Source organism: Larkinella soli, from assembly GCF_003703975.1.
In the GTDB taxonomy this organism is placed as follows: domain Bacteria; phylum Bacteroidota; class Bacteroidia; order Cytophagales; family Spirosomataceae; genus Larkinella; species Larkinella soli.
The window spans coordinates 1-23,084 of record NZ_ML112622.1; the positions used below are offsets into that span (position 1 = coordinate 1).

Genomic DNA, 23,084 nt, shown 5'->3' on the forward strand with positions numbered 1-23,084 from the left:
CGCCCTTACCGTAGACCGGCAGGGGCTGGTTGTGGCGGATGTTGTGGATCATCAGCGGGATGAGCTTCTCGGGGAAGTGGTGGGGGCCGTAGTTGTTCGAGCAGTTGGAGACGACCACCGGCAGGCCGTAGGTGTTGTGGTAGGCCCGCACGAAGTGGTCCGAGGCCGCCTTCGAGGCCGAGTAGGGCGACTGCGGGTCGTAGGGCGTGGTTTCGGTGAAGAACTCCTCGGGGCGGTGCAGCGAGCCGTAGACCTCGTCGGTCGAGACGTGATAGAAGCGTTTGCCCTCGAAGGCGCCCTGCCAGCGGTTTTTGGCGGCATTCAGCAGGTTGACCGTGCCGACGACGTTGGTCATGACGAAGGCCATGGGGTCGGTGATGGAGCGGTCGACGTGGGACTCGGCGGCCAGGTGGATGACGCCCTGAAAGTCATGGCGGGCGAAGAGCTCGTCGAGAAAGGGAGCCTCGACGATGTCCCCGCGCACGAAGGAGTAGTTGGGGGCGTTCTCGATGTCGGTCAGGTTGGCCAGGTTGCCGGCGTAGGTGAGCTTGTCGAGGTTGACGATGTGGTAGTCAGGATAGTTGGTTACAAACAGCCGCACCACGTGCGAGCCGATGAAGCCGGCTCCGCCCGTTATCAGGATTTCTTTCATATTCAGTGATTGGTCAGCCCCGGCAGCCGGTTTTCTGAACCTGCGAGCGCTTCCGGGACTGAAAATTTTAGACGGCAATACGTGGATATAAGACCTGAAAAACAGGGAGTTGCTGATCCTTTTCGGAAATAATGGGGTTGGAAACGCCCCAATCGATATCAAGATCAGGATCATTCCAGATGATTCCCGACTCCGACGCTTTATGGTAGACGTTAGTACACTTGTAACTGAAAACGCTGTCTTCCAGGGCTACGAAGCCATGAGCAAAGCCTTCCGGAATATAGGCCATGTTGTGTAATGCTGCATCCAGGAGAAAAGTTTCATATTTCCCGAACGTCGGAGATTCCTCGCGAAGATCGACGGCCACATCCAGGACTTTCCCGCTTATCACGCGGACCAGTTTCCCCTGAGCATACGGCCGGTTCTGAAAATGCAGGCCTCTAAGCACTCCCTTTACGGAAAAGGACTGATTATCCTGGACGAATCCCGTCGGAAGGCCAAGCGACTCGAATATCGCTTCGTTGTAGGATTCAAAAAACAGTCCCCGTTCATCTTCGAAAATACGGGGGCGTAATTCGACCAGCCCCTCCATGGAAGTTTTTCTTACCAGCATCGTTTTTCAAGTTGAGTATTTTTGTAATTCCTTCTGCACTTTTCTTGGCAAGTGCCTTTTATTCAAAGTAATTCAGAACCTGATGACCACCTTTTGCCAGTAACTGGTCGCGCCGGAACAAATCGACGTCGGCGGAAACCATGTCTTCCACCAGGGCTTTTAAATCGTATTTGGGTTTCCAGCCGAGTTTGGTCATGGCTTTGGTGGGGTCGCCCAGCAGCAGGTCCACCTCCGTCGGCCGGAAATACCGCTCGTCGATCCCGACGACTTCCTGTCCGATTTTTACCGGGAAAGCCGGGTTGGTAGCGTTAACGGCCACCGCTTTTTCCTGAACGCCTTCCCCCTTGAATTCCACCTCCACCCCAATCTCCGCAAAGGCCATCCGCACAAATTCCCGGATGGTGGTGGTGACGCCGGTGGCGATGACGAAGTCCTCGGGCTGCTCCTGCTGCAGCATCAGATACATGGCCTCCACATAGTCTTTGGCATGGCCCCAGTCCCGCTGCGCGTCCAGGTTACCGAGGAATACTTTTTCCTGTAGCCCCAGACCGATCCGGGCCACCGCCCGCGTGATCTTGCGCGTCACGAAGGTCTCCCCCCGCAGCGGAGATTCGTGGTTGAACAGAATGCCGTTGCAGGCGAACATATCATAAGCTTCCCGGTAGTTGACCATGATCCAGTAGCCGTACAGCTTGGCCACCGCANTAATCGTGTCTATCATTCTAATCGATGAGCCGGCGGGGCGGATAAACGGTCTTTCAGGCCACCGATGTTCCGGATTCTTTTTTGGACTTTTCTTCGAGCTTCTGTTGCCAGCGCCAGGCGTCGCGCAGGCTGTCGGCCAGCGATTTTTCGGCCCGCCAACCCATGACCTGGTTCACCTTGTCGACCTGGGCGTAGATTTTTTCGACATCGCCCGGACGGCGGGGCCCAATGCTGTAGTTCAGTTTAAGGTGGTTGACCTCCTCGAACGTTTTGATCAGTTCCAGAACCGTATGGCCGTCGCCGGTGCCGACGTTGAAGACGTCGTAATAGCTGGTTTCCTGGCGGCCGTCGAGCAGTTTCAGCGCCTGAACGTGGGCCTTTGCCAGGTCGACCACGTGGATGAAATCCCGCATGCAGGTACCGTCGGGGGTGTTATAGTCGCTTCCGAATACGGTCAGTTTCTCACGAATACCGGCGGCCGTCTGCGTAATGTAGGGTACGAGGTTGCCCGGCACTCCCGAGGGAAGTTCGCCGATCAGGGCCGAGGGATGCGCTCCGACCGGGTTGAAATACCGCAGGGAAATGCCTTTGACGGGGGCTTTCGACCGGACGGTATCCCGGATAATGTCCTCACAGATGGATTTGGTATTGCCGTAAGGCGATTCGGCCGGCAGGCGCGGGGTCTGTTCCGTCACCGGAAGCTGTTCAGGTTGCCCGTAGACCGTACAGGAAGAGGAGAACACCAGGTGCGGAACCCCGTATTTAATCATGGTCTGCAGCAGCAGAACGGTCGAACCGAGGTTGTTGTCATAATAATTGAGCGGTTTTTCGACCGATTCCCCAACGGCTTTATAGGCGGCAAAGTGAATGACGCCGTCGAATTTCTCTTTCTCAAAAATGGCGTTCAGGCTCCCGGCGTCGTTACAGTCGGCTTCGTAGAACGGAACTTCCTCGCCCAGGATCTGTTTCAGTCCGTCGAGCACCGACCGGTTCGAATTGGAAAAGTTATCGATAATAACAGGTTCATAGCCGGCGTTGCGTAGTTCGACAACCGTATGCGAACCAATAAACCCGGCTCCGCCAGTGACTAAAATTCTCATCGGAATGATTGGATTAAGGTAGTTGTTTCAAACGTTGAGGCCATTCCGGCCGATACGGATGGTCTGCTTTGAACCGGGAAAATTTATCTTTGCGGGGTAGCGGAATGCCAAATCCTTTTTTTGTAAAATTTTGTTAAGAATTCGAAACCAGCCCTTTCCTTATCGGGCAAAAGTATAAAATTCAGTAGGTTTCTAAAAATAGTTTTTATCTTGGGGTTATTATCGAATCGTGAACGCTTTTACACGGTGTTCGAAGGCAACCCCGCTTGAGTAGCATGATGAACGACAGCGAAATAAAAGCGTTGATCTCGTTGCTGGACGACGAGGATCGCGAAATTACTGACCACGTAGAACAGAGAATCCGTGAAATGGGCGGTCAGTTGATTCCTTACCTCGAAAGTGAGTGGGAAGGCAGTTTTAACCCGATCCATCAGAAGAAAATCGAAGAGCTGATCCATGACCTCCAGTACCAGTCGGTGCTGGAACGGATCACCGCCTGGAAGGACGCCGGAGCCCAGGATCTGCTCGAAGGCCTCTGGATCGTGGCGACCTACCAGTATCCGGACCTGTCACTGGACAAGCTGCGGCAGGACCTCAATCAGCTGTATATCGACGTCTGGCTGGAGGGCCGCAACGAGATGCACCCCATCGACCAGATCAAATCCCTGAACCACGTCTTCTTCAATAAACTGAAGTTTGCGGCCAACACCAAGCATTTCCATTCTCCGTCGAACTCGATGATCAATGTGGTGCTGGAAAGCCGTCGCGGGAATCCGATCTCCCTCTGCGTCATTTACATGCTTATCGCCCAGCAGCTCGGACTGCCGGTGTATGGCGTGAACCTGCCGAGCCTGTTCGTGCTGACCTACAAGAAGGACCACACGCAGTTCTACATCAACGTCTTCAACCGCGGACTGGTCTTTTCCAAATCCGACATCGACCATTACATCGGTCAGCTGAACCTTAAACCGGCCGATACCTTCTACCAGCCCTGTTCCAACCTCGACATCATCCGTCGGGTGCTGAGAAACCTGATGCTGGCCTTTGAAAAGATCGGCGACGCCGGCCGCGTGAAGGAGGTTGAGCAGCTAATGGATGCCGTTTTCGACGAAGACGCCACCCCTCCCCTGTCGGATTATACCAATAAATAAAGACGGTATTCCGATTTAAAACGCAATGGCCATCAGCCCCGGACCGGTCCGGAAGCAGTGGATGTGCAGTTCACGCACGTCGTCGGGCAGCCGGACATGGCCGGTCAGGCGGTCGGGGGCATCCGGGAAAGGCTCGATGTGGAGGTGTTCGCGGAAGGTGAGATTTCGTTTGCCGTAGAGCTTGTACAGCGCTTCCTTGGCGCACCAGTAAACCGCCAGCCGGGCCGGATCACCGTCGGCATGAGCAATCTCCCCTTCCGACAGCACCCGCGGCACCACCCGTGTAAACTGCTCGCGGAACGGTTCGATGTCGATGCCGACCGGCCGGGAATGGTGCAGCACGGCCGCGGCCCATCCCTGCGTGTGCGAAATCGAGACGTGGGCGTCCATTCCGATCAGGTGCGGCTTTCCGAAGGAGTCCTTGAACAGGCCGGGATAAGGCCCGAGCGGTTCCGTCAGGGTCGCCAGAGCCGCCCGACAGGCCAGCCATTCGACCCGTTGGGCCGGGTGGGTGATCTCATGGAGTTCGAACTGTTCGGGGGCCGTCAGCGTCAGCATCGGCCGTAACGCCGGCTCCTCTTCTTCTATTTTCCACAACACCGCCGTGCATTCTGCACTCAGCCGGAGCGTCTGATACAGGGACATATCCCGATTCCGATTATTTTTGACGCGAAAATAAGGAATCGAACCGAGGGTGGGTATGCAGGTAAAAAAAATCGACACCTTCGCCGGGCATCGCGATGGTGTTTATACGCTCGAAGAAGGCGGGTCGCCGACGGAGTTTTTTTCGGCCGGAGCCGACGGTCTGGTGGTCCGATGGCAGCTCGACAAGCCGGATCTCGGCACCCTGCTGGCCCGCGTGCCGGCTTCCGTGTATGCCATAGCGTTCGATCCGGAACAGAAACAGCTCTGGGTTGGACAGAATTATGACGGCATCCATGTGCTGACCCCGTCCGATAAGCAGGAAATCCGGTCGGCGCAGATCACCCCGGCCGCCATCTTCGACATTCGTTTTCATGAGGATACCGCCTGGGTTGCCCTCTCCGACGGGGTCGTCGTGGTAATGGACAAAGCCGCCTTTGCGGTAAAAAAACACCTCAAGGCGTCCGATAAAAGCGCCCGCTGCATTGCCGTCAACCCCGGCGGCCGTGAGGTGGCGGTCGGTTACAGCGACCACGGGGTCCGGATTTTCGACCTGGACAGCCTCGTCCTCAAACGGGTCATTCCGGCTCACAGCAACTCGGTTTTCACGGTGCAGTATTCGCCGGACGGCCGGTTTCTGCTCACGGCAGGCCGGGACGCCCACCTGAAAGTCTGGAACGCGGCCGGGGGCTACACACTGCACCAGGACATCGTCGCCCACCTGTTTGCCGTCAACCACATCTGCTACAGCCCGGATGGCGCGTTATTTGCTACATGCAGTATGGATAAGTCCGTGAAAGTCTGGGATGCCGAAACCTTCCGGCTGCTGAAAGTCATCGACCGCGCCCGGCACGCCGGCCACGGCACCTCGGTGAACCGGCTCTGGTGGAGTTCGTACCGGCAGCAGCTGGTATCGTGCAGCGACGACCGGCTCATCTCGGTTTGGGAGATTCTCCGGTAAATAGAATCGCGCCCTACTTTTTTCCGGTGAAAAGAAAAATTCGGATTAATTAATTGATATTTTCAACCTGATCCCTTTATTTTTAGCCAAAACGGTGAAAGCCCTTCACCAAAACCCATTCAATCATGAAGATAACGCCCATTGAAATACGTCAGCATACATTTGAGAAAAAGGGCTTCGGTGGTTACCGCCCCGATGAAGTGGACGCTTTTCTGGCTTCATTATCACAGGAGTGGGAACGTGTAATCAGCGAAAGCAAAATGCTGAAAATGCAGCTTGAACTGGCTGAAAAGGAACTCGGCAAGTTCAAGGAAATTGAACTGACGCTTTTCAAAACGTTGAAAACCGCCGACGAAACCAGCTCACAGATCACCGAGCAGGCCAACAAGGCTGCCGAAAAATACCTGAATGAGTCGAAACAGAAAGCGGACGAAGTGCTGGCCGACGCCCGCAAACGCTCGACGCTCATGGTGCAGGATGCCGAGAATCAGGCGCGATACATCAAAGAAAATATCCTGAACGACCTGAAAGCCATGGAGCACGACTTCAAGGCCATGGAAAAGTTCAAAGAAAGCCTCATCAAACAGATCCGGACCCTCGCTACCAGCGCCATAGACAGTGTCGACCGGTTCGAGAAAAAATTCAACCAGCAGTCGCTCCAGGCCAAAATCGACGAGGTCACCGCCCAGAATAACGAAGCGGAAGCCGCAGCGACGGCCGCCGACATCGACCCTAACGAGCCTCTGATCGGGCAGGAAGAAACCGCAGCCGAAACCACCGAGGACGTTCAGGCCGCTACCGAAGCCCCCGCTGAAGAGACCGCCGTCATCGACCCCGTAGCCGCCCAGGGCGAAGAAGCCGCCGAAGCCGGGCTGCCGGTTACCGAGCCGGTCGCGGAAGAGGAGCCGGTTGCCGAACCGCAGGCCTTGCACGAAGCGGCCGTTTCGGACGAGAAACCCAAAGAAGCCGGAACCCCAACCGCCGGAACACCCGCCGGAGGCTCCTTCTTCGACCAAATTTAATCGGAGGCCGGGTTTCAAATCCGGCCTTTTCCTTTACTTTTGGGCGTTTTTTACGTAAAAAGGCGGTCGAATAGCCGCCCTCCTATGGGAACGATCACGCTCGAAGGACTGGAATTCTTTGCCTACCACGGCTTTTACGACGAAGAACAGAAAATCGGCAACAAATACTCCGTCGATATCACCGTCACCGCCGATTTTACCGAAGCCGCCCGTCGCGACCGCCTGAGTGCCACGGTCAACTACGAAGAGCTGTACCGCATCACGCACGAGGCCATGCAGCGGCCGGCCCGCCTGCTCGAACACCTCGCCCATACCATCATCGAGGAAATCCGGAAACGCTACCCGGCCGTCGAATCGGTCGAAGTAAGCGTGTCGAAGTTCAATCCGCCGGTGGGCGGAGTCTGCCACCGCGCCAAAATCACCCTGAAGGAATAATCGTCTACCGGGCCTCCAGCGTCAGGCTGCCCCCGGGTTTCATCGTGATCTGCACTAGTCCGTCGGACGCCGGACCCACCTCGGCCTGCTGCCGGGTTTTCACGGTATAAGCCCTGAACGGCAGTTTTACGCGGGCGGTTCCTCCCTTCTCCGATTTGACCGTCACGCGGTCCGGAATACCGGGCGCTCGTTCCGCGCTGACCAGAAAAGCGCCTTCCGCCCGCAGATCCCGGAACGACAGGCTCGTCCAGTCGGCCGGAACCGCCGGAAATACCTCGATGCGGCCGGCATACGACTGCAACAGCATTTCCTGCAATCCGGCGGCAAAGGCAAAATTCCCCTCCAGCGTAAACGGCCGGTAAGTGAATCTGGACAGGCCGGATTTGGTCTGATCGCCGTTGAGGTGGAACGAGTTGGTGGAGCAGAACGCCCGCGCAAACGTCCGGAGGGCTTCGGCGGCTCCGGCCCCGTCTTTGGCCCTCGCCTTCAGGCCGGCCGCCCAGGCGTAGGAATACCCGCACCACCAGTCCGGCCCGATCCGGTCGAGCAGGGAAAGCGAGTTGCGGATGATCTGCTGCGCCTTTTCGCCGTCTTCCCAGCGAATCAGGCCCAGCGGGTGGATCGCCATCAGGTGGGAAAAATGCCGGTGTGATTCGTTGTAGGGAGCGCCCGGCGCAAACAACAGCTCCTGCCGGTCGCTCAGCGAAAAATCCGGCAGTTCTTTCCCGATCGCTTCCCAGTGCCAGGCTTCGTCGGCACGGCCCAGAGCACCGGCCATCTCCGCAGCCGCCGAAAAGACGAATTTCATCAGGGCCAGGTCGTAGTTGGTCGTGTTCAGAAACCAGGCTTCCAGCTTGTTATTGTTGATTTCCGGGCTGGAGCTGATGGGCAGCTTCCGGCGGCCGTCTTCTTCCCGCACCGTCACCTGCTCCAGATGCCGGGCCACCCCCGACACCCAGGGATAGGCCCGCCGGCTCAGAAAACCGGCATCCCGGCTATACTGCCAGTGGAGGTAGTAATGATGGGCCAGCCAGGCCGAGACCGTCGGCGACAGTGAATACTGAATCCAGCCGCCCATCTCCTTGCCGGTCAGGGTCGTTACGCCCGGCACGGCGATTCCGTCCGTTCCGAAATACCGCCGGGTATAGTCGCGGTAGACCGGCAGGTTTTCCTCCAGGTGGTTGAAATAGCCCAGCCCTTCTTCGAGATGATTTCCGCTGTAGCAGGGCCAGTAACTCAGCTGGGTGTTCAGGTCGTGGTGATAGTCGCCTTTCCAGGGCGGAATGCGTCCGTTGTCGGCGGTCCAGACGGCCTGGAGGGAAATCGGCGGGGCGTCGGCCCGGGCGGCCGAGCCCCACTTGTACTGTTCCAGATACCACTGTTTGCGAAGCAGGGGGTCCGGGACGTTCAGATCGGATTTCGACCAGAACGTTTTCCACCAGGCCCGGTGGCTCTCGAGGTCCCGGGTGAACGAAGCGGCAGCGGCCTGCGGTTTTTCAGGCGACTTCACCCCGTTGGCCAGGGATTTGGGAAAGTGGGAAACGATGGTCCAGTGGCCTTCCAGCACATTTCCCTGCCGCTTCCACCCGACCCGTACTTCGTAGGAAAAGCCGCCCCACCCCTCCTGCCTGTACGTGATCCCGTCCTTCTGCCGGACCAGCTGGCCCTGCGGGTACCCGAGCCGGACGAGATTGTCGCCTTCCACCACCGCATTGCCGACCGAATCCTTCCCGGCTTTCCCGTAAATGGGCGGAATCAGGTCGATGGCCGGGTCGGAAGGAAGGTTCTCGAACCGGAACCAGCCGACGGGCCGCGTCGCATGCACGAACGACCGCAGCACCACCCCGTTTCGCCAGCGGACCTCCCCCACGGCCTCCTGCACCGACACCCGCGCCGACTCGACCGGCCCGAAAGCCGCCATATCGAATTCCAGGGCCGCGCCCGGTATTTTGGTCGGGCCGGGTTCGCGGTCATAGGGCGCGTCGAAATAATCCTGCACTACCTTGTATTCCTTTTTCCGGACCTGCTGCTGCACCCAGCGAAAGCTGAATTCCGGCCGGTCGAGCCCCTTCATCGGGCGAAGGTCCCAGAGGTCGGCGCGGTCCAGTGAAACCCGCAGACGGCCGTCTTTCTGCCAGATCAGGGCGCCCAGCGTGCCGTTCCCCAACGGCAGTGCCTCATCCCAGCGCGTCGGCAGGGCGGAAAATTTCAGATCGAAATCACCTGACGAAAGGGTCTGTGACCAAACCGGGTGCAGCAGAACCAGCCAACCGATCAGAACATGGAAAGCAAGCACTGGGCATCGGCGAAATCCGGTGCGGGACATAGAGGTCCAGGAGTTAAAAGTTGAAGGGTTTAGGGGTTGGGGAGTTGGGGGTCAGGTCTGGGAATTGAGTTCGGGGCGTTCCTGTTGTTCGGAGCCGAGAAGTTCCTTCTGGTTGATCGGGATCAGGTTGACGCTGAATTGACGGACAATCAAACGCATGATCGGATCATTCTCGATCTTTCGCAGCATTCTCCGGGTCTGTTCCTCGTCGTAGCCCATCACCAGCTGGTCGGTCAGCTTCAGGTATTTGACCGCATAGTAAAAGCCGGTAATGACATAGGGGCCGAAAGGCGTCGAGGGTACGTCGAAGGAGGTGCTGGTGATGTTGAAGATCGTATTCGGCAGATACCGGTTTCCGACGTCGATTCCCCTCTCGTTCAGGTAGTATCTGGCGGCCAGAGCCCGGGACGTCATGAACTGGTTGGGCGTGCAGAGCAGGCCGGCGTAGGGCTGCTGTTTCTGGGACTGGCTCGTCAGGATGTCGAGCATGCTCGACGCCCGGCGCCGGATTTCCGCCTGCACCTCATCCCACCAGGGTACGGGCGGCTGGCCGCCGTCGAGCCGGATCAGGGCGTGAATCGAGTAATCGAGGATGCCGGCGGTTATCCGGATGCCGAGCCGGTTGAGGTCCGCGTCGCGGTCGATCATCTGCTGAAGCCGGGCGCGCTGGGCGCGGGGGTGCGTCCTGAGGTAGTCGATGCTCTGGACCCAGTCGCCGGCCAGGTACCCGTCATGGGCGTAAACCTCCTTCAGCAGGTGCCGGATGTCTTCGTCGTTCCGGATTTTGAATTTTCCGGCGGGGGTGTCGTATTCCAGCTGGTTTTCCACCAGCATCTGTTCGATCTCGACGGCCACACCGGTAGCGCCCAGCATCCCGCAGTTCAGCGCCGACCCTTCCACAATGCCCATTTTGTAGATATGGCTGACATACGATTTATCCGACTGGTCGTGCAGGTGCCCGTGGGTCTGGATATGAACGAAATGGTCGATCCGGTCGTATTTCAGGGCGTTGCGCTTCTGGTTTTCCCGGATGATGTGGTTGATGTCCTCGAATACGTCCTGGGTAACGAAGGAGCCGGCGGCCCGGATCACCTGGAGTTCGACGTGGATGTCTTTCGTGCGGTATTCGTTGATCTTGTCGTTTACGACATCCAGTTGAAGCTGGCTCAGGTCGCGCGCATCGGCACAACCAATGAGAATGTGAAGTTCCTGTCTCAAGATAGTGATGGATTGGATTCGGGCGAAGATAAAAAAAGCGCGACATTCCGGTTGCCGGGAATGTCGCGCTTCTGCAAAAAAGTCTTGTACGGGCCGCCTTATACCACAAATCAGGCGGAAGCAAGCTGCTGTTTCAGGGCGTCTACCGAGATGTCGAAATGCGAAGCATCGAAAACACATTCCCCGTTCTGGATCAGCAGAATCTGGGGTGACTGGTGGTAAACGGCAAACTCTTCCGCAATTTTGTTCGATACCGGGCGATACGAAATCAGGTCCAGATAATAGGGTTTGATTCCGAGAGAGTCGCTCCAGTTGCGTTCGAGCCGACTGAGGGCCGTCGAACTGATGGAGCAGCGCGTGCTGTGCTTAAAAATCAATACCGGTTGCCCGGCAGACTCTTTTTTAAGGGCTTCTAATTGGGCTTCGTTTTGCAGTTTGTTCCAGTTCATGTTCCGTGTTCACAGGTAACTACGAGCATATAAGACATTTCCGGCCGGAAAAGTTTCGATCAGCCCCGGTGTACCTTCAATTTTTCGACCATCTCATCGGAGATCTCATCGGCATAGGTTCCGTAGGCGTTGACCAGCGTTCCCTTCAACCCGTCCTTCGACGCGATAGCGTACAGAATGGAGTTGTCGTCGGGGTTGCTCATGCCCTCGAACCGGTACGTTTCCACGATTTCAAAATCGTCGGGCTGCAGCCGCAGGTTGGGGCTATGGCAGACGAGGCAGTCCTGCGCCAGATTGAAATCGTAAGTGTAGCCCTTCTGTTTCAGGTCGTTCAGGGCCTCGACGAGCGTATCGTAGCTTTCCATGGGACGTGTTGTTAAAAGATAGCGATCCTGTGTGTAGTTTTACCGACTAATATCAACGCACCTTCGTTTGCTTTCCGTTTTTTACAACCTCTCACTCCGGCTCTACCAGGCTGCCCTGCAGGCTGCGGCTCCCTTTCATACCAAAGCCCGGCTGGCGGTGGCCGGCCGTCGGGACTGGAATCGGCAAATTAGCGCAAAACTCTCCGGCAATCAAACGCCGGTGGCCTGGTTTCATGCCGCTTCCCTCGGCGAATTCGAGCAGGGACGGCCGGTGATGGAAGCCTTTCGCCGGCAATATCCCGGTTATAAAATCCTGCTGACCTTCTTTTCGCCCTCGGGGTTTGAAGTCCGGAAAACGTACGGCGGGGCGGATTATATTTTCTACCTGCCCATCGACACCCCCGCCAACGCCCGCGCCTTCCTCGACCTCGTCCGGCCGAAGATCGCCTTTTTTATCAAGTATGAATTCTGGTACAACTATCTCCGGGAACTGAAGCGCCGGTCGGTGCCGGTCGTTTCGTTCTCGACCATCTTCCGCCCGGAACAGGCGTTCTTCAAACCGTATGGCGGTTTTTACCGGAATTTTCTCCATTTCTTCGATCATCTGCTGGTCCAGAACCGCCAGTCGGTGGAGCTGCTGGCCGGCATCGGCATCACGCAGGTGACGCTGGCGGGCGACACCCGTTTTGACCGGGTACGTCAGGTAGTGGAGGCCAAAAAGGAAATACCGGTGGCGGCCGCCTTCAAACAGGGAAATCCGCTCCTGGTGGTGGGCAGCGCCTGGCAGGCCGACATGGACCTGCTGATCCCGTTCCTGAACGGCTTCGGCAAACCGCTGAAAGTGATCATCGCCCCGCACGAAATTCATGGGGAGGAGATCGAACGCTGGCGGGGTCAGTTGAAAGGCGGGTCGGTCCGGTTTTCGGAAACACAGTCGGATGCGTTCAGGCAGACCGCGCTGGAGGAGGCCGATTACCTGATCATCGACAACGTCGGCATGCTGTCGTCTTTGTACCAGTACGGCGAATTTGCCTACATCGGCGGTGCCTTCGGGAAAGGGCTGCACAACATCCTGGAAGCTGCCACCTTTGGGATGCCGTTGTTTTTCGGGCCGAATTATACCAAATTTCAGGAGGCCGTCGATCTGGTCCGGCAGGGCGCGGCTTTCACCGTCACCAACGAAGCCGGGTTCCGGGCGGTTTTCGGGAAGCTGTATGACAGCGAACCGGCCCGCCGGGAGGCAGCCCGCATTACGGCCGACTACGTCCGGGCCAATACCGGCGCCACGGAAAAGGTGATGGAGGTAGCCGGGCGTTTACTCCCTCCGGCCGAAAAAGCGGGGTAACCAATTCCGGTTTTAGCTTGTTAAAAGAACACGTCCGAAGAAATTCAGATTTTGCGTTGAACAACCCATGCCACTGAAACCCGGCCTCGTCATCCGCTCCACCGGCTCGTGGTACGATCTTCGTACCGAGGACGGTCATACCTTCCGCGCCCGACTGAAGGGTAAATTCAAAATCAAGGGGCTGAAGGTCACCAACCCCATCGCCGTGGGCGACCGCGTGCAGTATGAGGTCGAAGACGAAACCGAGAATACGGCCGTCATCACCGACATCGAGCCCCGCGAGAACTACATCATCCGGCAGTCGGTCCATAAAACCGCCCACGGGCATATTCTGGCGGCCAATATCGACCAGGCCGTTCTGATCGTCACGCTGACTTTTCCCCGCACGTCGCTGGGTTTCATCGACCGCTTTCTGGTCACGGCCGAGTCGTTCCGGATTCCCTCTACGCTGGTGTTCAACAAATCGGACATCCTGGGCGAGGAAGGCATCGCCTACCAGAACGAGATCATCGAGCTCTACGAACGGATCGGCTACGGCAGCATGGCCACCTCGGCCCTGGAGGGCAAGGGCGTGGAAGGGTTCCGGGAGTTGCTCGATCAGAAAATTACGCTGCTCTCCGGCCACTCGGGCGTCGGGAAGTCCTCGCTGGTCAACGCCATTGCGCCGGACCTGAAGCTTCGGACGAGCGAAGTATCCACCTTCGCCAATAAGGGCGTTCATACCACCACCTTTGCCGAAATGTTCGAAATCGGACCGGGAACGTTCATCATCGACACGCCCGGCATCAAGGAACTGGGCCTGGCCGACATGGAAAAGGAAGAAATCAGCCACTATTTCCCCGAAATGCGCGACCGGCTGAACCAGTGCCGCTACCACAACTGCCTCCATATCAACGAACCCGGCTGCGCCATCAAGGAGGCCGTCGGAACCGGTGAGATTGCCGAGAGCCGCTACTGGAGCTATCTCGGTATGGTTTCGGGAGAAGACAACCGAAGGTAAAACACAACGAAAAAAGGGCCTCCGAGGCCCTTTTTTCGTTGAAAGTCAGTTATCTAAATTGTCAGGGCCGCCAGCAGGTCGGCCTGGGTGATGATGTGGACCTGCTGGTTTTCGTCGCGGACCAGCAACGCCTTGTTTTCCCGGTCGATCAGCGACGACAGCACATCGACGGTATTGTCCAGCGCCACGAACTTGAACGGTTTGTCCATCACCTGCCCGATGGGGGCGTCCTTGATGGTCGGGTCTTCGATGAGTTTGCCGAGAATGTCCGAGTCGGTCAGGCTGCCGACGATGAGGCCGTTTTCGTCCGTCACCGGGATCTGGGAGATGCTGTGCTGATTGAGCAGCCGGATGGCCTCCCCAACCCGCATGGTCTGTCCTACCGTCGTCAGTTGGGCTTTGCCGTTCTTGCTTCGAATGATGTCGCGGGCGGTGGAGAACTCGCGGGACTCCAGAAAACCGTGGTCCTTCATCCAGGTGTCGTTATAGATTTTGGCGAGGTAGCGCGTTCCGTGGTCGGGCAGCAGAATGACCATGACGTCCTCCTCCTTCAGGTTCTCGCGGGCCCATTCCAGTGCCCCATGGACCGCCGACCCGCAAGACCAGCCCACAAACAGCCCTTCCTCCTTTGAAAGCCGCCGGGCCATGATGGCTGAGTCCTTGTCGGTCACCTTCACGAAATGATCGATCAGGTTGAAGTCGACGTTTTTGGGCAGAATGTCCTCCCCGATGCCTTCCGTCAGGTACGGATAGATTTCGCCCTCGTCGAAAACGCCGGTTTCCTTGTACTTCTTGAACACCGAACCGTAGGTGTCGATGCCGACCGTGACGACGCCCGACTTCTGCTCCTTCAGGTATTTGGCCGTCCCGCAGATGGTTCCGCCGGTGCCGACGCCCGACGCAAAATGGGTGATCCGGCCGGTGGTATCGCGCCAGATCTCCGGGCCGGTGGTGTCGTAGTGCGCGGCCGTGTTGGACAGGTTGTCGTACTGGTTCGGGTAGAACGAGTTGGGAATCTCCTGGTTGAGCCGTTTGGCGACGGAGTAGTATGAGCGTGGGTCTTCCGGTTCGACGTTCGTAGGGCACACCACCACGTCGGCCCCGACGGCCCGCAGGATGTCGATCTTCTCCTTCGACTGCTTGTCGGCCATGGTGAAGATGCATTTGTAGCCTTTGGCGATGGCGGCCAGGGCCAGCCCGAAGCCGGTGTTGCCGCTGGTACCCTCGATGATGGTGCCGCCGGGTTTGATGACGCCGGCTTTTTCGGCGTCCTCGATCATCCGGACGGCGATGCGATCCTTGACGGAGTTGCCGGGGTTGAAGTATTCGACTTTCGCCAGAATGGTGCCGGGAATGCCCTTGGTCACCTTGTTGAGTTTGACTAAGGGCGTGTCGCCGATGGTATCTATGATGGAATTATAGTATTTCATGGGGTTGTGGTTTTACTGATCAATTCATTAATCGGTAATCTCCTGACAAAGTTCGACCAGGACGCCGTTGGTGGTTTTGGGGTGCAGGAAGCAGACGAGCTTGTTGTCGGCTCCGCGTTTGGGCGTTTCACTGAGCAGGGTGAATCCTTCTCCGCGCAGCCGTTCCATTTCGGCCCGGATGTCGGAAACCTCGTAGGCGATGTGGTGGATGCCTTCGCCTTTTTTCTCCAGAAACTTTGCGATCGGGCTGCCGGGGTCGGTGGCTTCCAGCAGTTCGATCTTGGTCTGGTTGACCCGGAAGAACGAGGTCGTCACGCCTTCCGAAGCCACGGTTTCGGATTTGTACGGCGGGGTGTTCAACAGCTTCGTAAACAGGGCGTTCGAGGCTTCCAGGCTCTTTACTGCAATACCGATATGTTCGACGTTTGTCATCCTCTGGTTCGCATTTTACCCAAAATATCTCCTTTTTCGGCGTAAGAAAAAAAGATACCGCCCAAGTCGAGTTAAAGGAAACCCGGGCCGCCGACCCTATAAACGAAACTTTTCTTTTTGGACGAGGGTTTTTACTTTAGCATTCAAATTACTTGCACTGCCATGGTATCGGTAACTGACAAAGCCAAAGATAAAATTGTGGAACTGCGCCAGAAAGAAGGCCTGACCGACAACTACGCCATCCGTGTAGCGGTTCAGGGCGGGGGCTGTTCCGGTCTGATGTATGATCTTCAGTTCGATACGGCCCAGCAGCCGAACGACCACATTGTGGAAGATAAAGGCATCAAAATCTACGTAGACCGCAAAAGTCTGCTTTATCTGGCCGGCACCGAACTCGATTTTTCCGACGGACTGAACGGGAAGGGATTTCAGTTCAAAAACCCCAACGCCAGCCGGACCTGCGGCTGCGGGGAGAGTTTCTCGGTATAGATATATTCTTGATTATAGGTTGTTAAAGGCATCGTCGCTTCCAGACGGTGCCTTTTTTTGTACCTTCCCGCGTCCAATGGATTGCAAAACCGCCCTCTATGACTCCCAAATCCGTCGATGTCTCCCGCGTTACCCTGACCGAGCTGATGATTCCCTCCTACGCCAATTTCGGCGGGAAGATTCACGGCGGTATTCTCCTGTCGCTGATGGACAAGGCCGCGTATGCCTGCGCGTCGAAGCACTCCGGAACCTATTGCGTCACCGTCTCGGTGGATGGGGTCAATTTCCGGCAACCCGTCGAGGTCGGCGAGCTGGTTTCCCTGATGGCCTCCGTCAATTATGTAGGCAAAACCTCGCTGGTAATCGGCATCAAGGTGATTGCGGAAAACGTGAAAACCGGCATCGTGAAGCATACCAACACCTCCTACTTCACGATGGTGGCCAAGGGCGACGACGATCACCCGACGGAAGTGCCTCCCCTCCTGCTCGAATCCGACGACGACATCCGGCGGTTTCTGGAAGCCATGAAACGCAAGGAACTGAAGGAGATGTACAAGGTTCATTTCGACAATGAAAGAACCCGGATGCTCGTGAGGGACGGCGGTCTGGAATTGCTGAAAAACGAGCGGTGCGTGATCCGGCCGGAAACCTAAAGGCGGGAAACCCGGCAGCTCCCTGCATGGAAATCAGTTGGCCAGCCGCAGCGATTGCCAGGCCACCATCTGCCATTGCCTGCCTTTTTTGACGTAAACGTCCGTATACCGCAGCCGGGTGTTGATCGTTTCCCCGTTGTTGGTGGCCCTGACCTGGCAAATTCCGCTCACCACGGCCGTATTGCCGTACACCCGGACTTTCTGTTCCTGCACGTTGACATCCTCGTAACTCTGTTTGCCTTCCCGCAGCGACTGGATGTACGATTGTTTGCCGTCCTGGTGGCCGTTCGAATGGGTGTAGACCAGGTCTTCGGCCAGCACTTTCTCCAGAAATTCGTAATTTCTGGACACCTGAGCGTCGAACCGTTTTTTCTCAAGCTCCATCACCGCGTTCTCGACGGATTTGGTCTGGCCGTAGACAAGAGAGGCCGAAAACAGAAGGCAACACGCAAAAAATACTTTCATATATCTTTTTAGGTTGGTGATTACTGCGGCCACACCGGCTCGACATTCCGGATCGTAACCGCGCGGAGTCCGTCGCCGGTAAAGGAAATGCCCCGGCTTTCGGGCTTCGGAAAAATGAGATTGGTCAGCGTCACCTGGCCGTCGTTGACGAAGACTTCCACCGACGACCGGTCCACATATATTTCCAGCCGGATGCCGGCCGGGGCGCCGGTGGCCGTCACTCCCGGATCGACGGGAGCGGAAAACCGGCCCGCAAAATCCTTGCTGAAAGCCGTCTGCCCGGAGCGGGTCCGATCCACAAAGACCTCCTTCCGGACCGGGTCATACCCGACCACGGTTTCTTCGCCGGCTCCCCTGCGAACGACCGCACTGAATTCCCTGCCGGGTTCGGCTTCGAGCCGCATGACGTAGGCATCGCCCTGGACCTTATTCTTTTCGACGCTTTTGTTCAGCTCGGCGGTATCGAACCCACGCCACTGGAAGCTGTCGGAGGTCAGCGGCCGAAGCTCCCGGGCCACGGTTTGACGGAGGGCGTAGCTTTTTCCGCTGCGGACGATTTTCAGCTCGCGTGGGAGCGTCATGGCGCCCCGGAAGGGCGTCGTCGGTATTTCGTTGGCATACTGCCAGTTGTTGAGCCAGCCGAGGCTGAGCGGGCGGGCCGTCTGGTTGAAGGTGATGGCCGCGTAGTAGTCCTTGCCGTAATCGACCAGACGAACGTCGTCGGTGCTGAGGTCGCTACGGAATCGTTTGCCGTCGAAGTCGCCGATGAAATACCGCATCCCGGTGCCGCCGGCGGGCATACCGCTACCGAGCGAGAGCAGCAGCAGCCATTTGGTCTGCCGGGTCCCTTCCACCGGAATTTCACGCAGCGCGGGGCATTCCCAAATGCCGTCCGGCCCGCCCGGCGAGGAAAACTCCCCGTTGCGGGTCCACTGCTTCAGGTCCTTCGAGCTGTAAAACAGAGCTTTCCGCTCCTTCGCCAGGACGACCGTCATCACCCAGCTTTGGGTCGGTTCGTGCCAGAATACGTTCGGATCCCGGAAGTCCTTCTCTTTCAGGTCGATCACCGGGTTGCCTTCGTATTTGGTCCAGGTCCGGCCCCGGTCGAGGCTGAAGGCGAGGTGCTGGCTCTGGTTATCTTCGCGGTGATTGGTGTAGACGGCCACCATCGGCACCTTGCCGTCGCGGCCGAAACCGCTCGTATTTTTCGTGTCGACCACGCAGCTTCCCGAAAACACCATGCCTTTGTCGTCTTCGTGCAGCGCCGGGGGCAGTTCCTTCCAGTGAAAGAGGTCCGGGCTGACGGCATGACCCCAGGTCATGTGCCCCCAGCGGATTCCGTACGGATTATATTGGAAGAACAGGTGGTATTCGCCGTCATGATAGACGAGCCCGTTGGGGTCATTGGTCCAGTTGACCCGGGGCGAAAAGTGGTATTGCGGCCGGAACGCCTGCCGGTAGGTGGTGTCGGCGGGCCGGCCCAGCAGGACCAATGCATTCAGCATCAGCAGGATCGACAGAAGTGATGTCTTCATAACAGCTTAGAAAACCTGTTCGGCGATTTTACGAATATTATCCGATTTCCCCATCGTGTAAAAATGAAGCACCGGAACGCCGGCCTTCATCAGTTCGCGGCATTGCTGCACGCTCCACTCGATCCCGACCTCCCGCGCCTGGGTGTCGTTTTCACAGGCTTCGACCGCGCGGACGAGGTCTTCCGGCATATTCAGGTGGAAAATGCTGGGCAGCACCTGAAGCTGTTTGCGCGTACTGAGCGGCTTCAGACCTGGGATGATCGGCACGTTGATACCGGCTTTTCGGCAGCGATCGACGAAATCAAAATATTTCTGATTGTCGAAAAACATCTGCGTGACCACGTAGTCGGCGCCCTTGTCGATCTTGAGTTTCAGATAGTTCAGGTCCTCATCCGGATCGGCGGCCTCGAAGTGTTTTTCGGGGTAGGCCGCCACCCCGATGCAGAACCGGCTGGGGGTCAAGGTGTGCTCGCTGTCATGCAGATACACCCCCCGGTTCATGTTGGCGACCTGCTCGACGAGTTCGCTGGCGTAGGAGTACCCGTTGGTTTTAGGCTTGAAGGTATGGTACGGCTTGGCCGGGTCACCGCGCAGCACCAGCACGTTGTCGATGCCGAGGTAGTGCAGATCGATCAGAAAGTCTTCGGTTTCGTCTCTCGTAAAACCACCGCAGAGCACATGCGGCACCGGATCGACACCGAACCGGTGCATGATGGCCGAACAGATGCCGACCGTTCCGGGGCGTTTGCGCGTCACGATCTTCCGGATCGTGCCGTCGGGCTCAGGCCGTTCGATGTATTCCTCCCGATGATAGGTCACGTCGATGAACGGCGGTTTGAACTCCATCAGCGGTTCGATATTGTCTAACAGGTTTTTAAGATTGTCTCCTTTGATGGGCGGGATTACTTCAATGGAAAAGATCGTCTTACCGTCGGCATTACGGATATGATCACAGACTCTGGCCATAAGTGGAAAAAAGTTGGAACAATAATGGATAAAAATGCCCTGGCAGTTACCACTCCAGGGCATAACTCTACAAAAATACCGGAAAAAACCGAGATTCTGTGATCAGGGGTCGATCAGCCCCCAGCGGATGGCTTCCATAACCATGCCCACCCGGGTTTTGACGTTCATTTTCTGGAAAACCGACTCCCGGTAACCGTCGACGGTGCGGGAGCTGACGCACATCCTGTCGGCGATTTCGTTATAGGTGAGTTCACTACAGGCTTTTTTCAGAAACTCGAACTCGCGGTCGCTGAAGTTGAAAAAGGCAGCCGGATTCGAGCCTCCGTCCGGGTTCAGGCTGCGGATGAGTTTGTCGGTGAAGAAATCGGAGTAGTGATAGCCCTTCGTGCGGAGGTCGTCGAGGGCCTGGCGCAGTTCGGACGGGCGGCAGCCTTTCAGCAGGTACCCTTTGGCACCCTGGCGCACCATCCGGACGATGTGTTCTTCCCGGTCCATCATGGACAGCACCATCACCTTGATTCCGGGGTGATGCTGCTTCAGATAGGCGGCCGTCTCAAAACCGTCCATCTCCGGCATACTGACGTCAAGCAGCACAATATCAGGCTTTTCCCCCCGGTTCAGATACCGGATCAGATCCCGCCCGTTTTCGGCGACAAACAGCACTTCGTAATCATCGAACTTCTGGATCAAGTCCGACAACGCCTGCGCTAACAACCGATGATCATCGGCAATGGCGATAGAGGTTTTCACTGGGGTAGGATTTTTGAGTGATGGTGAAATGTAGGATATGTATACCCCAAACACAAAATCCGGTTACATATTTTCAGACAATCGCCCGCTCATTTTATCTTCCGGCGATTCCGCCTTCGGCATCGGCACTCTGATTTCGACCCGCGTGCCGGTATCGGGCCGGCTGGTCAGCAGACAGTCGCCCCCGAGCATTCGGGCGCGTTGCCGGAGGTTGAGCAGTCCGGAGCCGGAAAGTTCGGCCCCGCGCCGGGAAGTTTCCTCCGGGTTGAAGCCGGCGCCGTCGTCGGTAATAATTAGAATGAAGAAGTCGGCATGATATTCCGCGGTCAGGGTGAGTTGCTTGCCTCCGGAGTGCTTCATAGCGTTGGTGAGTGACTCCTGCGCCATGCGAAACAAAACGGTTTCCGCCTGTTCTCCAAGAGGATACGGCGCCCCGGCCACCAGGAACTGCGTCTGGAAACGGCCCGTCCGCCGGATGCGATCCATTTCCAGCGACAGGCTTTCCTTTAGCCCGAACCGCTGGACGGTCCCGTTGTCAAGGGTTTTGGAGAGGGCCCGGACATCCTGCAGCGTCCGTTCGACGGTTTCGATGGCGTGCCGGACGGCGGGACGGTGGGCGGTGCCGCTGAGGTCATCCTCCAGCACGCTCAGCTGGATCATGGTCAGCGAGAGCATCTGCCCGACGTGGTCGTGCAGTTCCTGCCCGATCTGCTGAAGCGTATGGTTTTGAATCTCGATCTGGGTTTGAAGAATTTCGCGTTGGTAAGTCTCAGTGAGGGTTTGTTTTTCCAAAAGTGTTTGTTTCCTCCGCCGGTGATAATAAAGGATGAAACTCACACCAAACAGGGCCATGAGCAACAAGGCAATGGTGCCTGTTACAAGTACAATGAGGACGTCTCCGACCGAATTGTTATTCATGGGTTTGGGCGAGACGAAACCTTACTAAAGAAGTAAGGCTTATAATTAAATACAGCAAATAATTAAATGCGTATCCTGCATAATATATTTTTCCACCAAGGGCTACGTCCTTCTCAATGAAATAATCGAGGGTTCCGAGGATGAAAAAATTACCAAGGAAGTAAAACAGAATTCCGATTAAAACCCAAAACGTTTGATCTTTTTCCGGCTGATAACCATCTTCCCGATCAAGTAAGCCTCTAAAAAATAAAAAACACCAGCTAACTACCAATATGGTTTCCGTCATAATGGCAAGTGAATTATTATGATTTGGAGGCTCCAGGAAGTACTCGAAAATGCCAACCAGAAAAACAAATATGGGAACCGATAGTAAAACCGCCCTCCGAAAAGCCGGTTTATTTAACGACCGATAAAAAATTATACTAACGATGATGTACTCAATAGGAGAAAGAAAATGATAAACGATAATATTATTCTGTTTAAGAGAAAAGTGGATATAGTCGGCTATTAATTCAGTAATCAGATGAACAGCCGCCAGAAAAAGAAGCGGCCTAAGGTTTTTTGGAACCCTTTTATAGTTGACGGTAAGAATAATAGCTGTTGCCGTTAAAAGTAAAAGATAAATTTTATCCGCAACAGATAATTTTACTAACCACTCGGGCATAAGTAATGAGATAAATGGATTTCAATAGTGCATTCGTCTGCATGCCAACTCAGGGAAATAAATTGTCTGGCAATAACTTAGCGGTTTCACGTGTTGTTCCGCAATGAGGGCTACGGCAATCAATCTGAAAAACGAAAGCATTCTTTGAAGGATCACCGTCCTCCGAAACCAAATCAGAAAACGGATCAGTGGTGGTACTCCGGTTTACCGGCACGATCAGAAACGAGACGTCGTCATGGGTATCATCTGAGGAGTTCTCTTTGGTCAGATAAATTCGCAGGCCATTGATAGTGGGATTACTGGAGAGCATGTTTTGCAGGACGTCTGAATCGATCGTACCCGCCAGTATGACTTCACCGGGGGGAACATTACTTCTGTTCGAAACGAAGGTTTGATAATTCGTAACCTTCTCTTTTAGCAAACTCATACTTACATTCTGTCCGCCATAATTCGTCATTAAAGGGGAATTTAGCGGAACTTCCGAAGGCTGGGCGTTGGTCTTTCTTATTAAAACTGCCATAGTCTGAAATTTTTGAATTTTTTGTTACAACCAGCCGAACCTAAAAAATTCTGAACTCAGTACCAACACCAAAATATTCAGGGTAACGCCTTCTATTATCTAAACGCCTTTTTTGATATTATTTTAAAGAGATCATGAATTATTATTAATTCCATCTATAAAAAAACGGGAAATTTCCCGGGTATTAAACCGGTGTTTTCCCCTCTTCATCTCCGGTATTTTTCCCGGCATATTTTAAAGTATTATCTAAAAGCAAACAGGCCCGGTCTCAATGACCG

The 23,084-nt window shown here is 55.9% G+C and carries 26 protein-coding genes; 8 read left to right on the plus strand and 18 right to left on the minus strand.

Annotated features, from left to right (window positions below; translation table 11 throughout):
- The 4 genes from DX909_RS00005 to galE form a co-directional block, all read right to left on the minus strand.
- Positions 1-652 (minus strand): dTDP-glucose 4,6-dehydratase (locus DX909_RS00005; RefSeq protein ID WP_128542997.1); only part of this gene is annotated, 652 nt, incomplete at its 3' end.
- 67 nt (positions 653-719) lie between these two features.
- Complete coding sequence (gene rfbC, locus DX909_RS00010) at positions 720-1,265, minus strand: dTDP-4-dehydrorhamnose 3,5-epimerase (RefSeq protein ID WP_128542998.1); 546 nt, start codon at positions 1,263-1,265, stop codon at positions 720-722.
- A gap of 58 nt (positions 1,266-1,323) precedes the next feature.
- On the minus strand, positions 1,324-1,969 hold a 646-nt coding region (locus tag DX909_RS00015; protein ID WP_164851165.1), incomplete at its 5' end, for a GDP-mannose 4,6-dehydratase.
- Positions 1,970-2,023: 54 nt separating this feature from the next.
- A complete protein-coding gene (gene galE / locus DX909_RS00020; RefSeq protein ID WP_128542999.1) occupies positions 2,024-3,070 on the minus strand; it encodes a UDP-glucose 4-epimerase GalE in 1,047 nt (348 codons plus the stop codon).
- Positions 3,071-3,348: 278 nt separating this feature from the next.
- On the opposite strand from galE, the gene DX909_RS00025 reads away from it, so the two are divergent.
- Positions 3,349-4,221 carry a transglutaminase-like domain-containing protein gene (locus DX909_RS00025; protein ID WP_128543262.1) on the plus strand — a complete coding sequence of 291 codons (873 nt, stop codon included), beginning with the start codon at positions 3,349-3,351 and terminating at the stop codon, positions 4,219-4,221.
- Between the two features lie 15 nt (positions 4,222-4,236).
- Here the strand turns inward: DX909_RS00025 and DX909_RS00030 are convergent, their stop codons facing one another.
- On the minus strand, positions 4,237-4,866 hold the full coding sequence (locus DX909_RS00030; protein WP_128543000.1) for a 4'-phosphopantetheinyl transferase family protein: 630 nt from the start codon (positions 4,864-4,866) through the stop codon (positions 4,237-4,239).
- Between the two features lie 55 nt (positions 4,867-4,921).
- Here DX909_RS00030 and DX909_RS00035 point away from each other — a divergent pair, with 55 nt between their 5' ends.
- The 3 genes from DX909_RS00035 (at position 4,922) to folB (ending at position 7,281) form a co-directional block, all read left to right on the plus strand.
- Positions 4,922-5,824: a WD40 repeat domain-containing protein gene (locus DX909_RS00035; protein WP_128543001.1), complete on the plus strand. Its 903-nt coding sequence runs from the start codon at positions 4,922-4,924 to the stop codon at positions 5,822-5,824.
- 125 nt (positions 5,825-5,949) lie between these two features.
- Positions 5,950-6,846: a DivIVA domain-containing protein gene (locus tag DX909_RS00040; RefSeq protein ID WP_128543002.1), complete on the plus strand. Its 897-nt coding sequence runs from the start codon at positions 5,950-5,952 to the stop codon at positions 6,844-6,846.
- A gap of 84 nt (positions 6,847-6,930) precedes the next feature.
- On the plus strand, positions 6,931-7,281 hold the full coding sequence (gene folB, locus DX909_RS00045; protein WP_128543003.1) for a dihydroneopterin aldolase: 351 nt from the start codon (positions 6,931-6,933) through the stop codon (positions 7,279-7,281).
- A gap of 4 nt (positions 7,282-7,285) precedes the next feature.
- Here the strand turns inward: folB and DX909_RS00050 are convergent, their stop codons facing one another.
- The 4 genes from DX909_RS00050 to DX909_RS00065 all read right to left on the minus strand — a co-directional run bounded on the left by DX909_RS00050 (position 7,286) and on the right by DX909_RS00065 (position 11,639).
- Entirely contained in the window at positions 7,286-9,577 is a 2,292-nt protein-coding gene (locus DX909_RS00050; protein ID WP_128543004.1) for a glycosyl hydrolase family 95 catalytic domain-containing protein, read from the minus strand.
- A gap of 81 nt (positions 9,578-9,658) precedes the next feature.
- Positions 9,659-10,825, minus strand: coding sequence for a hypothetical protein (locus DX909_RS00055; RefSeq protein ID WP_128543005.1), 1,167 nt, complete (start codon positions 10,823-10,825; stop codon positions 9,659-9,661).
- 110 nt (positions 10,826-10,935) lie between these two features.
- Positions 10,936-11,274, minus strand: a complete 339-nt coding sequence (gene ytxJ / locus DX909_RS00060) for a bacillithiol system redox-active protein YtxJ (protein ID WP_128543006.1) — start codon at positions 11,272-11,274, stop codon at positions 10,936-10,938.
- A gap of 59 nt (positions 11,275-11,333) precedes the next feature.
- Entirely contained in the window at positions 11,334-11,639 is a 306-nt protein-coding gene (locus DX909_RS00065; protein ID WP_128543007.1) for a glycosyltransferase family protein, read from the minus strand.
- 67 nt (positions 11,640-11,706) lie between these two features.
- On the opposite strand from DX909_RS00065, the gene DX909_RS00070 reads away from it, so the two are divergent.
- On the plus strand, positions 11,707-12,984 hold the full coding sequence (locus DX909_RS00070; protein WP_128543008.1) for a 3-deoxy-D-manno-octulosonic acid transferase: 1,278 nt from the start codon (positions 11,707-11,709) through the stop codon (positions 12,982-12,984).
- A gap of 67 nt (positions 12,985-13,051) precedes the next feature.
- Positions 13,052-13,984, plus strand: a complete 933-nt coding sequence (gene rsgA / locus DX909_RS00075; protein WP_128543009.1) for a ribosome small subunit-dependent GTPase A — start codon at positions 13,052-13,054, stop codon at positions 13,982-13,984.
- Positions 13,985-14,037: 53 nt separating this feature from the next.
- Here rsgA and DX909_RS00080 read toward each other — a convergent pair whose 3' ends face one another.
- Together DX909_RS00080 and mce are read right to left on the minus strand one after the other, a co-directional pair.
- Complete coding sequence (locus DX909_RS00080) at positions 14,038-15,414, minus strand: cystathionine beta-synthase (RefSeq protein ID WP_128543010.1); 1,377 nt, start codon at positions 15,412-15,414, stop codon at positions 14,038-14,040.
- Between the two features lie 27 nt (positions 15,415-15,441).
- A complete protein-coding gene (mce, locus tag DX909_RS00085; protein WP_128543011.1) occupies positions 15,442-15,846 on the minus strand; it encodes a methylmalonyl-CoA epimerase in 405 nt (134 codons plus the stop codon).
- Between the two features lie 162 nt (positions 15,847-16,008).
- On the opposite strand from mce, the gene DX909_RS00090 reads away from it, so the two are divergent.
- A complete protein-coding gene (locus tag DX909_RS00090) occupies positions 16,009-16,335 on the plus strand; it encodes a HesB/IscA family protein (protein ID WP_128543012.1) in 327 nt (108 codons plus the stop codon).
- Positions 16,336-16,433: 98 nt separating this feature from the next.
- A complete protein-coding gene (locus DX909_RS00095) occupies positions 16,434-16,988 on the plus strand; it encodes an acyl-CoA thioesterase (RefSeq protein WP_128543013.1) in 555 nt (184 codons plus the stop codon).
- Between the two features lie 33 nt (positions 16,989-17,021).
- On the opposite strand, the gene DX909_RS00100 is transcribed toward DX909_RS00095, so the two are convergent.
- From DX909_RS00100 to DX909_RS00130, 7 genes are all read right to left on the minus strand, one after another.
- The gene (locus tag DX909_RS00100) at positions 17,022-17,453 is read right to left on the minus strand and encodes a nuclear transport factor 2 family protein (protein ID WP_128543014.1); all 432 of its coding nucleotides are present in this window, start codon (positions 17,451-17,453) and stop codon (positions 17,022-17,024) included.
- Positions 17,454-17,473: 20 nt separating this feature from the next.
- On the minus strand, positions 17,474-18,988 hold the full coding sequence (locus DX909_RS00105) for a glycoside hydrolase family 32 protein (RefSeq protein WP_128543015.1): 1,515 nt from the start codon (positions 18,986-18,988) through the stop codon (positions 17,474-17,476).
- A gap of 6 nt (positions 18,989-18,994) precedes the next feature.
- A complete protein-coding gene (gene metF / locus DX909_RS00110; RefSeq protein WP_128543016.1) occupies positions 18,995-19,954 on the minus strand; it encodes a methylenetetrahydrofolate reductase [NAD(P)H] in 960 nt (319 codons plus the stop codon).
- A 102-nt stretch (positions 19,955-20,056) separates the two neighbouring features.
- A complete protein-coding gene (locus DX909_RS00115) occupies positions 20,057-20,704 on the minus strand; it encodes a response regulator transcription factor (protein ID WP_128543017.1) in 648 nt (215 codons plus the stop codon).
- Positions 20,705-20,767: 63 nt separating this feature from the next.
- Complete coding sequence (locus DX909_RS00120; RefSeq protein ID WP_229310878.1) at positions 20,768-21,496, minus strand: sensor histidine kinase; 729 nt, start codon at positions 21,494-21,496, stop codon at positions 20,768-20,770.
- Between the two features lie 118 nt (positions 21,497-21,614).
- Positions 21,615-22,286, minus strand: a complete 672-nt coding sequence (locus DX909_RS00125; protein WP_128543019.1) for a hypothetical protein — start codon at positions 22,284-22,286, stop codon at positions 21,615-21,617.
- A gap of 49 nt (positions 22,287-22,335) precedes the next feature.
- A complete protein-coding gene (locus DX909_RS00130) occupies positions 22,336-22,806 on the minus strand; it encodes a hypothetical protein (protein ID WP_128543020.1) in 471 nt (156 codons plus the stop codon).
- Between the last annotated feature and the right edge of the window lie 278 nt (positions 22,807-23,084).

Coding starts and splice junctions, on each gene's coding strand:
- DX909_RS00080 (WP_128543010.1), bottom strand. CDS start 15,414: ATGAAATACTATAATTCCATCATAGATACCATCGGCGACACGCCCTTA.
- DX909_RS00125 (WP_128543019.1), bottom strand. CDS start 22,286: ATGCCCGAGTGGTTAGTAAAATTATCTGTTGCGGATAAAATTTATCTT.
- galE (WP_128542999.1), bottom strand. CDS start 3,070: ATGAGAATTTTAGTCACTGGCGGAGCCGGGTTTATTGGTTCGCATACG.
- DX909_RS00040 (WP_128543002.1), top strand. CDS start 5,950: ATGAAGATAACGCCCATTGAAATACGTCAGCATACATTTGAGAAAAAG.
- DX909_RS00065 (WP_128543007.1), bottom strand. CDS start 11,639: ATGGAAAGCTACGATACGCTCGTCGAGGCCCTGAACGACCTGAAACAG.
- DX909_RS00100 (WP_128543014.1), bottom strand. CDS start 17,453: ATGAAAGTATTTTTTGCGTGTTGCCTTCTGTTTTCGGCCTCTCTTGTC.
- DX909_RS00090 (WP_128543012.1), top strand. CDS start 16,009: ATGGTATCGGTAACTGACAAAGCCAAAGATAAAATTGTGGAACTGCGC.
- rfbC (WP_128542998.1), bottom strand. CDS start 1,265: ATGCTGGTAAGAAAAACTTCCATGGAGGGGCTGGTCGAATTACGCCCC.
- DX909_RS00025 (WP_128543262.1), top strand. CDS start 3,349: ATGAACGACAGCGAAATAAAAGCGTTGATCTCGTTGCTGGACGACGAG.
- mce (WP_128543011.1), bottom strand. CDS start 15,846: ATGACAAACGTCGAACATATCGGTATTGCAGTAAAGAGCCTGGAAGCC.
- DX909_RS00030 (WP_128543000.1), bottom strand. CDS start 4,866: ATGTCCCTGTATCAGACGCTCCGGCTGAGTGCAGAATGCACGGCGGTG.
- metF (WP_128543016.1), bottom strand. CDS start 19,954: ATGGCCAGAGTCTGTGATCATATCCGTAATGCCGACGGTAAGACGATC.
- DX909_RS00130 (WP_128543020.1), bottom strand. CDS start 22,806: ATGGCAGTTTTAATAAGAAAGACCAACGCCCAGCCTTCGGAAGTTCCG.
- rsgA (WP_128543009.1), top strand. CDS start 13,052: ATGCCACTGAAACCCGGCCTCGTCATCCGCTCCACCGGCTCGTGGTAC.
- DX909_RS00035 (WP_128543001.1), top strand. CDS start 4,922: ATGCAGGTAAAAAAAATCGACACCTTCGCCGGGCATCGCGATGGTGTT.
- DX909_RS00105 (WP_128543015.1), bottom strand. CDS start 18,988: ATGAAGACATCACTTCTGTCGATCCTGCTGATGCTGAATGCATTGGTC.
- ytxJ (WP_128543006.1), bottom strand. CDS start 11,274: ATGAACTGGAACAAACTGCAAAACGAAGCCCAATTAGAAGCCCTTAAA.
- folB (WP_128543003.1), top strand. CDS start 6,931: ATGGGAACGATCACGCTCGAAGGACTGGAATTCTTTGCCTACCACGGC.
- DX909_RS00095 (WP_128543013.1), top strand. CDS start 16,434: ATGACTCCCAAATCCGTCGATGTCTCCCGCGTTACCCTGACCGAGCTG.